The sequence below is a fragment of the Kluyvera sp. Awk 3 genome, assembly GCF_028069715.1.
GTDB classification, from domain to species: Bacteria; Pseudomonadota; Gammaproteobacteria; order Enterobacterales; family Enterobacteriaceae; genus Kluyvera; species Kluyvera georgiana_A.
Genome location: NZ_JANEWH010000041.1, coordinates 1 through 13,035, shown reverse-complemented (window position 1 = coordinate 13,035; position 13,035 = coordinate 1). Strand labels below are relative to the sequence as shown.

At 61.1% G+C, this 13,035-nt stretch carries 9 protein-coding genes; 4 read left to right on the top strand and 5 right to left on the bottom strand.

The features are described from left to right. Positions 1-2: 2 nt before the first annotated feature. From fes to entF, 3 genes are read left to right on the top strand one after another with little or no spacing between them, the layout of a single operon-like run. Positions 3-1,208, top strand: a complete 1,206-nt coding sequence (gene fes / locus NNN71_RS10750; RefSeq protein WP_271458476.1) for an enterochelin esterase — start codon at positions 3-5, stop codon at positions 1,206-1,208. A 15-nt stretch (positions 1,209-1,223) separates the two neighbouring features. Beyond that, positions 1,224-1,442: an MbtH family protein gene (locus NNN71_RS10745; RefSeq protein WP_163447694.1), complete on the top strand. Its 219-nt coding sequence runs from the start codon at positions 1,224-1,226 to the stop codon at positions 1,440-1,442. Then, positions 1,439-5,302, top strand: coding sequence for an enterobactin non-ribosomal peptide synthetase EntF (gene entF, locus NNN71_RS10740; protein ID WP_271458464.1), 3,864 nt, complete (start codon positions 1,439-1,441; stop codon positions 5,300-5,302). The genes NNN71_RS10745 and entF overlap by 4 nt, the downstream gene beginning before the upstream one ends. 138 nt (positions 5,303-5,440) lie before the next feature. On the opposite strand, the gene fepC is transcribed toward entF, so the two are convergent. Genes fepC through fepD form a run of 3 tightly spaced genes read right to left on the bottom strand, consistent with a single transcriptional unit; the run spans position 5,441 to position 8,228 of the window. Beyond that, on the bottom strand, positions 5,441-6,235 hold the full coding sequence (gene fepC / locus NNN71_RS10735) for an iron-enterobactin ABC transporter ATP-binding protein (RefSeq protein WP_065355488.1): 795 nt from the start codon (positions 6,233-6,235) through the stop codon (positions 5,441-5,443). Continuing rightward, on the bottom strand, positions 6,232-7,224 hold the full coding sequence (fepG, locus tag NNN71_RS10730; RefSeq protein WP_223804091.1) for an iron-enterobactin ABC transporter permease: 993 nt from the start codon (positions 7,222-7,224) through the stop codon (positions 6,232-6,234). The genes fepC and fepG overlap by 4 nt, the downstream gene beginning before the upstream one ends. Then, positions 7,221-8,228, bottom strand: coding sequence for a Fe(3+)-siderophore ABC transporter permease (gene fepD / locus NNN71_RS10725; RefSeq protein ID WP_163447690.1), 1,008 nt, complete (start codon positions 8,226-8,228; stop codon positions 7,221-7,223). The genes fepG and fepD overlap by 4 nt, the downstream gene beginning before the upstream one ends. Positions 8,229-8,339: 111 nt before the next feature. On the opposite strand from fepD, the gene entS reads away from it, so the two are divergent. Continuing rightward, on the top strand, positions 8,340-9,581 hold the full coding sequence (gene entS / locus NNN71_RS10720; protein ID WP_271458463.1) for an enterobactin transporter EntS: 1,242 nt from the start codon (positions 8,340-8,342) through the stop codon (positions 9,579-9,581). 49 nt (positions 9,582-9,630) lie between these two features. On the opposite strand, the gene NNN71_RS10715 is transcribed toward entS, so the two are convergent. Further along, positions 9,631-11,739, bottom strand: coding sequence for a glycosyl hydrolase family 18 protein (locus tag NNN71_RS10715; RefSeq protein WP_271458462.1), 2,109 nt, complete (start codon positions 11,737-11,739; stop codon positions 9,631-9,633). A gap of 164 nt (positions 11,740-11,903) precedes the next feature. After that, complete coding sequence (gene fepB, locus NNN71_RS10710) at positions 11,904-12,863, bottom strand: Fe2+-enterobactin ABC transporter substrate-binding protein (protein WP_163447687.1); 960 nt, start codon at positions 12,861-12,863, stop codon at positions 11,904-11,906. Positions 12,864-13,035: the final 172 nt, after the last annotated feature.

Genomic DNA, 13,035 nt, shown 5'->3' with positions numbered 1-13,035 from the left:
TGGTGGGGAAGTTAGCGACAGGAAGTGATGCCTGGTGGGCGACGATAAAAGGGCCAACGTATCAATGTGTTAACGGTGAATGTCAGGTGACGTTCTGGTGGCGCGATCCGGCGGGAGGCGAGGCTACTTCGCCGATTCGGCGGGTGTGGATTTACATTACCGGCGTCACCGATCACCACCACAATTCTGTGCCGCAAACCCTGCGACGCATTGACCACACCGATGCGTGGTGCTGGACCACCTCGCTGCCGCCGACCTGGCGCGGCAGCTACTGCTTCGCGCCGTCTGCGCGTGAAGATGATTTTTCCCCGGATATTTTCACGACACCCGAACCGGACCGCATGCTGCTGCGTGAAGGCTGGCGCAAGGTGCTGCCGCAGGCGATCGCCGACCCGCTCAATCCGCAGAGCTGGAAGGGCGGGCGCGGGCACGCGGTGTCGGCACTGGAGATGCCGCAGGCACCGGAGCAGCCTGGCTGGTCAACGCCCGCTGCGCGCTGGAACCCGCCGCAGTGCATCACCTGGCACAGCGAACGGCTGGGTAACCGGCGCCGGGCATGGATTTTTTCCACCGGCGATGCGGGCGACGAAGAGCGTCCGCTGGCGATGCTGCTTGACGGCCAGTTCTGGGCTGAAAGTATGCCGGTATGGCCCGCGCTGACCGCGTTAACCGACGAAGGCAAACTGCCTCCGGCGGTGTACCTGTTGATTGATGTCATCGACAACGCCCATCGCAGCATCGAGCTGCCGTGTAACCCTGACTTCTGGCTGGCGGTACAGCAAGAGCTGCTACCGCAGGTGCAGGCGATTGCGTCCTTCAGCGAACGTGCCGATCGCACCGTGGTGGCTGGCCAGAGTTTTGGCGGCCTGTCGGCGCTGTACGCCGCCTTACACTGGCCGGCGCGATTTGGCTGCGTGCTAAGCCAGTCCGGTTCTTACTGGTGGCCGCACCGCGGAGGACACCAGAGCGGCCTGATTCTGGAACAGCTTCAGCGCGGCGAAGTTCAGCCTCAAGGGTTACGCATCGTGCTCGAAGCCGGTGTTCGTGAGCCGCTCATTTTTCGCGCCAATCAGGCGCTTTTTGCCCAATTACAGCACACGCAGCTGCCGATTTTCTGGCGTCAGGTTGACGGCGGACATGATGCGCTTTGCTGGCGCGGCGGGCTGACCGCCGGGTTGATGACCCTATGGGGTCGCGAGCGCGATTAACGACAGGAGTTTGGTATGCAAGTCAGTAACCCCTTCGATGTGGCGCAAGGGCTGTTTTACCTTCTGCAAAACCCGCAGCGACAGTTCAGCCTTTGGCCTCAGCAGTGCACGCTACCCGCGGGCTGGACGGTGGTCTGCCAACCGCAGCCGCTTGAGGCGTGCAACGCCTGGTTAAGCGCGCACTGGACCACGCTAACCCCCGACCATTTTGCCACCACCGGAGGCCGCCCATGAGCCCGCGTTTACCGCTGATTGCCGCCCAGCCGGGTATCTGGATGGCGGAGGCGCTCTCGACGCTGCCAAACGCCTGGAGCGTGGCGCATTACGTTGAATTACAAGGTGAAATAGACGGTGAGCTGTTGGCGCGGGCGATTGCTGCTGGCATGATGCAGGCCGATACGCTGCGTTTGCGCTTTGGCGAAGATAACGGTGAAGTGTGGCAGTGGGTTGACGACAGCCTGGTTATCGCCGAACCGCCGATCGACGATTTACGTACGTTTGACGACCCGCCGCAGGAAGCGCTGGCGCGGATGCAGGCCGACCTGGCGCAAAACAGCCGCGTCGACAGCGGCAATCCGCTGTTTTGCCACCGCCTTTACCGGGTGGGCGACAAGCGCTGGTTCTGGTATCAGCGTTATCACCACCTGCTGGTCGACGGTTTCAGCTTCCCGGCCATTACCCGCCAGATAAGCCTCATTTACCAGGCCTGGCAGCGCGGTGACGCGATGCCCGAACCGGCGTTCACGCCGTTTGCGGAAGTGGTGGAGGAATATCAGCGCTATCGCGATAGCGACGCGTACTTGCGTGATAAAACCTTCTGGGCCGAACAGCGAAAAGCGCTGCCGTCCCCTGCTTCCCTCTCACCCGCGCCGCTGCCGGGGCGGGCGCAAAGCAGCGCCATCTGGCGATTAAAGCTGACCGCCGATCGTCGGGCGTTTAGCCGCCTGAGCGCAGCTGCGCCGAACTGCCAGCCAGCCGATCTGGCGCTGGCGCTAACGGCGCTGTGGCTGGGACGCCTGTGCGGGCGCAGCGAATACGCCGCAGGATTTATTTTTATGCGCCGCCTGGGTTCCGCGGCGTTAACCGCCACCGGCCCGGTGCTGAACGTGCTGCCGCTGGCGGTCACCCTCAATGGGCAGGAGACGCTGGCCGAGCTGGCGATACGCCTCTCAGCACAGCTGAAAAAAATGCGTCGCCATCAGCGCTACGACGCCGAGCAGATTGTCCGTGATGCGGGTAAAGCCGCCGGTGATGAAGCGCTGTTCGGCCCGGTATTTAACGTCAAAATGTTCGATTATCGTCTGGCTTTCGACGACGTGACGGCCATCACCCATACGCTGGCGACCGGGCCGGTGAACGATCTGGAGCTGGCGTTGTTCCCGGATGAAGAGGGCGGCCTGACGCTGGAAGTGCTGGCGAATCAACAACGTTATAATAAAGCGACGTTGCAGCAACATATCGCGCGTTTAACCGCATTATTGCAGCAGTTTGCTGATAATCCAGCCTTAAGCTGTGCCGACGCCGAGCTGCTTTCCGGTGATGAATATCATCGTCTGGCGCAGATTAACGCTACGGGTAAAACGCTGCCGCGTGAAACGCTGAGTTCGCTGGTTGCCGCTCAGGCGGCAAAAACGCCGGATGCCGTGGCGCTGGTTGACGCCCATTACCGCTTTACCTACCGCGAAATGCGCCAGCAGGTAGTGGCGCTGGCAAACGTGTTGCGTCAGTGCGGCGTGAAGCCCGGCGACAGTGTGGCCGTGGCGTTACCGCGTTCCGTCTTCCTGACGCTGGCGCTGCATGCCATCGTTGAGGCCGGAGCCGCCTGGCTGCCGCTGGACACCGGTTACCCCGACGACCGCCTGCAGATGATGCTGGAAGACGCGCGGCCATCGCTGCTGATCACCGCCGACGATCAGTTACACCGTTTCCCGAATATCGCCAGCCTGTGCCTGAACGCGCCGCTGGCGACGAGCGATGACCAGCCATTAGCGCTGGCGACGCCGGAACAGACTGCTTATATCATCTTTACCTCTGGCTCGACCGGCCGCCCGAAAGGGGTCATGGTGGGTCATGAGGCGATTGTTAACCGCCTGCTGTGGATGCAGAACCACTATCCGCTGACCGCCGCCGACGTGGTGGCGCAGAAAACGCCGTGCAGTTTTGATGTCTCGGTGTGGGAGTTCTGGTGGCCGTTTATCGCCGGGGCGAGCCTGGTGATGGCCGAGCCGGAGGCGCACCGTGACCCGCTAGCGATGCAGCGCTTCTTTGCGCAATATGGCATCACCACGACCCACTTCGTGCCGTCGATGCTGGCGGCGTTTGTCGCCTCACTGACGCCGGAAACGGCGGCCAGCTGCTGTTCGCTGCAACGGGTCTTTTGCAGCGGTGAAGCGCTGCCGACCGCGCTGTGCCGGGAATGGGAAGTGCTCACTCACGTGCCGCTGCACAACCTTTATGGGCCGACGGAAGCCGCCGTTGATGTGAGCTGGTACCCGGCCTATGGCGAAGCGCTGGCGGCGGTAACGGGCAACAGCGTGCCGATTGGTTTCCCGGTATGGAATACCGGGCTGCGCATCCTCGATGCGATGATGCGCCCGGTGCCGTTTGGCGTCGCGGGCGATCTCTATCTCACCGGCATTCAACTGGCGCAGGGCTATCTGGGGCGTCCGGACCTGACCGCCAGCCGCTTTATCGCCGACCCGTTTGCTCCCGGCGAGCGGATGTATCGCACCGGCGATGTGGCGCGTTGGCTGGATAACGGTGCGGTGGAGTATTTAGGCCGCAGCGACGATCAGCTGAAAATTCGCGGCCAGCGCATTGAGCTGGGTGAAATCGATCGGGTGATGCAGACGCTGGAAGACGTGGAGCAAGCGGTCACTCACGCCTGCGTTATTAACCAGGCCGCTGCCACCGGCGGCGATGCGCGTCAACTGGTGGGCTATGTGGTCTCGACTTCGGGTCTGCCGCTGGATACCGATGCGCTGCTGGCGCAATTGCGCGATCGTCTGCCGCCGCATATGGTGCCGGTGGTGTTGCTGCAGCTTAGCGCGCTGCCGCTCAGCGCCAACGGTAAGTTGGATCGCAAGGCGCTGCCGTTGCCGTCGCTGACGCAGAAAACCGCCGGGCGTGCGCCGCAGTCGGCGACAGAGACGCAGGTGGCCGAGGCGTTCAGCCAGCTGTTAGGCTGTGAGATCCAGGATATCGACGCCGACTTCTTCGCCCTCGGCGGACACTCGCTGCTGGCGATGCGTCTGGCGGCAATACTCAGCCAGCGTAGCGGGCGTCAGGTGACGCCGGGGCAGGTGATGGTCTCCTCGACGGTGGCTAAACTGAGTGCGTTGCTGGAGAGCGACGATGAGGAGCAGGTAATGCGTCTGGGCTATGAGCCGCTGCTGCCGCTGCGCACTGGCGACGGTCCGACGTTGTACTGTTTCCATCCGGCATCGGGCTTCGCCTGGCAGTTCAGCGTGCTGTCGCGCTATCTGTCGCCGCGCTGGTCAATCACCGGCATTCAGTCGCCGCGCCCGGAAGGGCCAATGCAAACGGCGCAGACGCTGGACGAAGTCTGCGAGCAGCATCTGGCGACGCTTTTGGCACAGCAGCCACACGGGCCGTACTATCTGCTGGGCTATTCCCTCGGTGGGACGCTGGCGCAGGGCATCGCCGCCCGGTTACGCCAGCGCGGTGAAACGGTGGCGTTCCTCGGCCTGCTGGATACCTGGCCGCCGGAGACACAAAACTGGGCGGAAAAAGAGGCTAACGGCCTCGACCCGGCTGTATTGGCGGAGATAAACCGCGAACGCGAAGCATTTCTCGCCGCGCAGCAGGGGCAAGGGTCCAGCGCGCTGTTCAGCGCGATTGAAGGCAACTATGCCGATGCGGTACGGCTGCTGACCACCGCGCACAGCGCCACGTTCGACGGGAAAGCGACGCTGTTTGTGGCGGAGAAAACCCGGCAGGCGGACCCGCAGACGGCATGGGGGCCATGGGTGGGGGAACTGGAGGTTTACAGCCAGGACTGCGCGCACGTGGATATCATCACGCCCGCGGCGTTTGAGACGATAGGGCCGGTGATCCGGGAGATATTGGGGTAGGGATTCGGTTTTTCTCTGTCCGGAAAGCGCGTTCGGTTTGATCCCCTCGCCCCTTTGGGGAGAGGGTTAGGGTGAGGGGAAATGTGCGCGATGTACCCTCACCCCGGCCCTCTCCCTGAAAGGGAGAGGGAGTAAGCGCTATCGCCGCCCCAGCGGCACCACCAGCGGCGTATGGGCCACCGGATCGTCAATGATCATGCAGCGTAGCCCGTACACCGCTTCAATCAATTCCGCCGTCACAATTTCTTGCGGCGCGCCTTCGGCGACGATTTTCCCTTCGCGCAGCGCAATCAGGTGCGTAGCGTAGCGGCATGCCTGGTTTAAATCATGCAGCACGGCAGCGAGCGTAAAACCGCGTTCGCGGTTTAGCTCGCTTAACAATTCCAGCAAATCAATTTGATGGCTGATATCCAACCAGGTCGTCGGCTCGTCGAGCAGCATGATGGCGGTATCCTGCGCCAGCACCATCGCAATCCATGCACGCTGACGCTGGCCGCCGGAGAGGGTGTCCACGCTCTGATTCGCCAGTTCAACGATCCCGGTCGCCTGCATCGCGCGCTGGACGGCATCCTCATCTTCCTGACGCCAGCGGGTAAATAGCGGCTGGTGCGGATAGCGCCCTCGCGCTACCAGTTCCTGTACTGAAATATCGCTGGGCGTGGTGGCGTTTTGCGCCAGCAGACCGATACGTCGCGCCACCTCTTTACTGGCATAGCGCTGAATCTCTTCGCCGTCGAGATAGACGTGACCGTGAGTCGGCGTCATCAGGCGGCTGAGCGTGCGCAGCAGCGTCGATTTACCGCAGCCGTTAGGGCCGATAATGGCGGTGAAATGACCGTCCGGAATGGTGACATTCAGCGACTCGGCGATGGTTTTTTTACCGTAGGCGAGGGTTAACGCCTCGCCGCGCAGACGGGCGACGGTGTCGGTCATTTTTTACGAGACTCCTGAATAAGCAGCACGATGAGATAGATACCGCCAAGACTGACGGTCACCACGCCCACCTGAAGCTGGTAAGGCAAGAACAGTTGTTGTGCGCAGAAATCGGCGGCGGTGAGCAGCAGCGCCCCACAGAGCGCGGCCTGAGTCAGCCCCCAGCGTACGGTGCCGCTCAGGCGGCGGGCGATATGCGGAGCGACCAGCGCAATAAAGGAAATCGGCCCGGCCAGCGCGGTGGCGGCGGCAGTGAGCACCACGGCGACCAGCATCAGCAGCAGGCGAGAATATTCGACACGCACCCCCAACGCGCAGGCGCTGTCATCGCCCATCTCCAGCAGACGCAGGCGGCGCACCAGCAGTGCCGCACAGGCCAGCGCGACAATCATCAGCGGTGCGGCGGGCCAGATTTTGGCCCAGGTCAGGCCGTTGAGCGACCCGGCAAACCACAGCCCCGCAGAGACGGCGGTTTCCAGCGAGGCGCGCAGCAGCAGCCAGGTGTTGAAGGCCATCAGCATCGCGCGGATGCCGATGCCGATAATAATCAGGCGGAAGGTTTCGATACCATTGCGCCACGCCAGCGCCCACACCAGCAGCGAGGTGGCAATGCCGCCTGCCATCGCGGCGAGGGTAATGGTGGTCAGGTTCTGGCCGAAGAAGACCAGCGCTACCAGTACGCCGCTCCATGCCCCGGTGTTAAAGCCCATTACGTCCGGGCTACCCAGCGGGTTACGCATCAACGACTGAAAAATCGCGCCGCTGACGCCCAGCGCGGCGCCGATCAACAGCGCCATCAGTACGCGCGGTAGACGCCATTCGGTCACCACCATGGCGACGGCGCGCGGCGCGTCGCCGAATAACGCGCTGAAGACTTGGGAAAATTCCAGCGTCACTGCGCCGCTGCGTAGACTCAGGAGCGTTAGCAGTAAACAGCCAATGACCAGCAGCAGGCAGCTGGCGAGCAGACGACGGGAAGGGGCGTTCATCGGCCACCTCCGGAAGATTTACGGCGGACGAGGAAAATCAGCACCGGCGCGCCGATAAAAGCGCTGACCACCGACACGCGCAGTTCGCCGGGAACCAGCAGGCGGCCCGCAATATCGGCGAACAGCAGCAGCGATGGCGTCGCCAGCAGGGTGACCGGCAGCGACCAGCGGTGATCCGAGCCCACCAGCCAGCGGGCGATATGCGGCATCATCAAACCGATAAAGGCGATAGGGCCGACCACCGAGGTCGCGCTGGCGCAGAGGATGGTAATCACCAGCAGCCCCAGAATTTGCGTGCGCGCCACTTTACTGCCGAGCGCGGTGGCGGTATCGGTGCCCAGGCTCAAACTGTTCAGCGAGCGGCTCATCATCAGCGCCACCGCGCCGGCAACCAGCACCGGAATCAGCACCGTTTTGAGCGTTTGCAGCGTACGGATATCCAGTGAACCGGCCTGCCAGAAGCGAAGCTGATCGTAGACGTCCTGATTGAGCAGGGCGATACCGCTGGAGAACCCTTCCAGCACCGCAGCCAGCGCAACGCCCGCCAGCGTTAAGCGTACCGGGCTGAGCTGGCCGCCGCCCTGGCTACCGGTGAACGCCACGATCAGTGACGCCGCCAGCGCGCCGCAAAAGGCCATCGCCAGCTGCTCCTGTGGCGAGGTAATACCCAGCAGCGCCGCGCCCAGCACGATGGCAAAGCTGGCGCCGGCGTTAACGCCAAGAATGCCGGGGTCGGCCAGCGGGTTGCGGGTGAGGGTTTGCATGAGCGCGCCGGCAAGGCCCAGCGCGCCACCGGCCAGCAGGCCGGCGAGGGTGCGCGGCAGACGGGCATCGAGAACGATAGTGCAATCGGCGCTGCGGCAGGTGCCGCTCAGCGCATCGACGACAACGGAAACCGGCAGTGGCGTCGCGCCGATCAACAAGCTTAGCGTCGCAGCGAGAACCAGCAGCAATAGCAGACCGGGCAGCGCAACGGCGCGCAACGCGGCGGTGGAAAACGACATAGCAACATCCCTGATTTGATAATGATAGTGATTATCGTTATCTATCTTATTCGTTTATGTTAGCATGAGCGACCTCGAAAAGGGTACGAAAAAAAAGCTCAAGGTCTTGTAATGAACCGACAATCCTGGCTGCTGAATCTGAGCCTGCTAAAAACACATCCGGCCTTCCGCGCCGTCTTTATTGCCCGCTTTATCTCCATTTTGTCGCTTGGCCTGCTTGGGGTCGCCGTTCCGGTGCAAATCCAGATGATGACCCACTCCACCTGGCAGGTGGGGCTGTCGGTGACGCTCACCGGCGGGGCGATGTTCGTTGGGCTGATGGTGGGGGGCGTGCTGGCTGACCGCTATGAGCGCCGCAAACTGATTTTGCTGGCGCGCGGCACCTGCGGCGTCGGTTTTATCGGCCTGTGGCTAAACGCGCTGCTGCCGGAGCCGTCGCTATTGGTTATCTACCTGCTGGGGCTGTGGGATGGTTTCTTTGCCTCGCTTGGCGTTACGGCGCTGCTGGCGGCAACGCCTGCGCTGGTGGGGCGCGAAAACCTGATGCAGGCCGGGGCGATTACCATGCTGACGGTGCGCCTGGGCTCGGTGATTTCGCCGATGGTTGGCGGCCTGCTGCTGGCTTCCGGCGGCGTGTCGTGGAACTACCTGCTGGCGGCGCTCGGCACCTTTATCACCACGCTGACGCTGCTGCGTTTACCGCAGTTGCCACCGCCACCGCAACCGCGCGAACATCCATTGTCGTCGCTGGCGGCCGGGTTCCGCTTCTTGCTCGGTAGCCCGCTGATTGGCGGCATCGCGCTGCTGGGCGGGTTGCTCACCATGGCGAGCGCGGTACGCGTGCTTTATCCGGCGCTGGCGCTGGGCTGGCAGATGTCGGCAGCGCAGATTGGCTTGTTGTACGCGGCGATCCCGCTGGGGGCGGCCTTCGGCGCGTTAACCAGCGGCAGGCTGGCGCAGAACGAGCGACCCGGCTGGATCATGCTGTTGGCTACCGTCGGCGCATTTGTCGCCATTGGCCTGTTCGCCATGATGCCGCACTGGACACTGGGCTTCGTATGCCTGGCGTTGTTCGGCTGGCTGAGCGCGATCAGCTCGCTGCTGCAATATACCTTGATTCAGACCCAGACGCCGGAGGCGATGCTGGGGCGGATTAACGGGCTGTGGACTGCGCAGAACGTCACTGGCGACGCGATTGGCGCGGCGCTGCTCGGCGGGTTGGGGGCGGTGTTGACGCCGGTGGCGTCGGCAAGCGTAAGCGGCTGGGGGCTGGCGATTGTTGGGGTGATGCTACTGGGATTGTTGAGGGAACTGCGTTGTTTCCAGCGACCACTCCCGGCAGAAAAAACATAAGCGTAAAGGCTCCGGATTGCTCCGGAGCCCGCTATCATGCTGGTTAGCGTTAATAAGCGCCAAGGTCGATCCAGACGTCGCCCTGCGAACAGTTAAGATCCGGCTGCTGACCGCAGCACCACCACTTGACCTGATAGTTATGTCCTTTCCAGCTCACGGTTTCGAAAGCGCCCCAGGTTGCGCCATAAATGGTACTGGCGTCCCACCACGGGTACGGCGCATTTTCATCGGCATCGATCTTCTCTTCCGGCGTCTCGTCCGTCTCCGCGTTATCATCGTCAGAATCGTACCCGGCATCGTCCTCTTCTTCTTCGTCAGGCTGTGCTTTTGACGGCGCGGGAACGACCGAGAGGATAAAGCGCTGCTGGCTGGATGGTTCGCCCCAGATATCACGCACAAACAGCGTGAAGGTGTATGTTGTCTCCGTTTCCACTTTGGGGACATCAAACTCAATGTCAGCCGTAGTTTTATCATCGACAACAATATCCGCCGGTACACCCCAGCTGTAGCTCAGCATGTCGCTATCTTCATCAGAGGATTTTGCGCCGGAGAGACGAATGCGCGAGCCGCCGACGATCATCAGTTCAATCAGCGCGTTTGGCGCATGGTTGATTTCCGGTTTTACCGGTGTGTCCTGCGCTTCTTCATCCGCTTGAGTGATGTTGATGCCTTCGAAATAGAACGGTTCCATGTCGATGACTTGCTTGCTGATTTCATAACCCAGACCTTCGCGTACAGCGTTAACCAGCACGCCGTTATCATGGTCCACCGTCCAGGTAAAGACGCCGCCTAGTCCCAATTTTGCCGCATATTCGCCCTTGGCTTTAATGGTGCGCGGGGTATCCAGAGACATAAACAGTTTGGACTGCGGGTTATACAGATAATCCGCGTTGGAAACCTGGTCGGTATAGACGTTGAAGCCGTTGCGACCTTTCTGGTTTTCCAGATCCAGGTAGTTGTACATCACGTCGTACCATTCGCTGGTGCCGGACTCAAAGGTGCCGGTCGTGGTGCCGCCGCCAGGCATGTAGGAGCCTTCCAGCGGTGAGAAACTGGTGATTTCGGTATTCCGGCTGTTTCGGGTGTAGCCTGCGTAGCCGATGTTGATACGTTCAGCCGGGAAGCCTTGCTCCAGCAGATAGTCAACGATGGTTTCCACTGACCAGCCGCCCGGCGTGGTGGCCTTCAGGTTAGTGTGGTGCGCCAGCGTTTCCGCCCACGGGGTGCCGAAGAAGTCGTAGCTCATGACGTTAATGTAATCCATACCGGCATTCATCATCGTGTTGAGGTCGATAAACTGCAGTTTTTCAATGACGGCGGAAGCCGCAATCGAAATTTTGACGTCTTTGCGGTTAGCGGCATCCAGCTGCTTGCGAACTTCGGCAATCAGCAGCGCAAAGTTCGCGCCGTCTTCTTCGCCGTACGGGTTGCCAGCCGCTTCAACGTTCGGGTATTCCCAGTCGAGATCGACGCCGCTGAACATCGGGAACTGCTTGAACAGCTTCACCAGACCTTTGGCGAAGATTTTACGCGAGGCATCGCTGGCGGCGGTTTCATGGAAGCCGTTGCTCATGGTCCAGCCGCCGATGCTCATGGAGAGCTCAAGGTTATGGCCCAGCGCTTTTGCTTTGGCCTGCAGGTCGCGCAGCGCGCCGAGGAAGCCTTTGGTATTAGCCTGGGTCACGGTTTTCGGGTCAACGTCCCAACCGCTCACATCATAGCCCACGTTGATGTAGCTCTGGAAATCGCCCCATGGGTCGAGGAAGGTCGGTTCGTATTTCACTTTGCCGCACAGTTCCGCGGCTTCCGCCACAACATCACGCTCCTGACCGTCCATTTTATGAAAACCGACGATACCGATAAAACCCGCGATGATTTTGTCATAGGCCAGCGGGGAGACGTTGGTGACATCATAGCCACGGCCACGCTCCAGGGGCGTATCAATTGACTGCAGACGAGAATCATACTGAGACCAGTCGGTGAAGTAGCCGAAGACTTTCGGTTTGGCCGCGTTGGCGCTGTATTCGTTATAGACCGGTTTTGCCACACGCGCGGAGGTGTAGCTCAGCATGCTGTCTTCGGTTGCGGGGTAAAAACCATCGGCCGCATTACTGGTTTCGGTCAGTGTATCGTTTTGGATCAATTTACTCTTCGCCATGTTCATCTCCTCTCGGTGTAAAGGCGTCGCCGTAAGTGGCGTGAGCAAATAATCCGGTAGCGTAATGACAATGGCTAATCACAACACAACATCAGGAGCGATGAGGTTTGGCGTGATGTTGATGAGGTAAAATCCGGCATCGGATGATGATGCCGGAGTGGCGTTTAGCCAAACAGCGCCGCCAGGCGCGCTAACACCCGCGTTGCACTGTAGTAATCAAGGCGGAACGTCTCGCTGCCCAGCGCATAAACGTGTTTATTTTTGACGGCCGGAAGATGCGCCAGCAGCGGGTTGGCGTAAATCGCGTCGGCGTCTTTTTCGTCGCCGGCAAACAGAAACAGGCTTTCGCCGTTCAGGCCGGAAGCCAGGCTCTCACCGCCAAGCTGGATGATGTCGTGGCGTTTGCCCTGACTCTGGCTGGCATGCAGGCCAGGCGGCAACGTCGCGAGAGTAAAGCCGAGCTGCTGCAGGAACTGCCCCTGCGCGGATTCGCTGGTCCACAGGTTAGCGCTATGGGCTGCTGCGGTGTACACCAGCGCGCTGACCGGCTGCGGCGGCAGTTTAATTTGCTGCTTCACCGTCGCCAGCTGTTTATCAAATTCGGCAATACGCGCCGCCGCCTGCTGCTCATTGCCGGTAATCCCGCCCAGTTGGGTCAGCAGCGCCTGCCAGCTTTTATCGTCGTAGTTGATGATAAGCGTGGGGGCGATTGTGGAGAGCTGATCGTACAGCGCCAGCGCCGAGTCGCCGCCGGTGGCGCTAATCAGAATCAAATCTGGCATCTGTGCAGCCACCGCTTCAGCGCTGGGTTCACCGATATACAGACGGGTCACTTTACGGGCTTTGGCGACGTCGCCCCATTGGCGCAGGAAACCCTGAGCATCGGCTACCCGGTTATTGGGGGTGGTGGCGCCGCTGGCGATCACCGGTGCGTCAATGGCCAGCAGCGAGCCGGTGAGGGTGACGCTGGTGGATACAATACGCGTGGGTTTTTGTTCCAGCGTGTGTACGCCATGGCTATCGGTGATCTGGCGCGGCCAGTCGGCGGCCTGCGCTGAGGAGAGTCCTAAAACGCTGAAGCCAGCGATCAGCGCGGCGGTGCGCCATAAAGCGGAGAGTTTCACAGAAATGCATCCCGGTTGCAGTTGGTTAATGCTTCTCATTTTCAACTATTGTCCACCCCGGATGCAAGCACGGCGCTGAACTGTTGCAAGCGCCATATCGGAGCGGCGACATCGCTATTAAGCACAAGATGCTGCGTTGCGCTGTTGACATATGAAGCGTTTACTTTTAGGT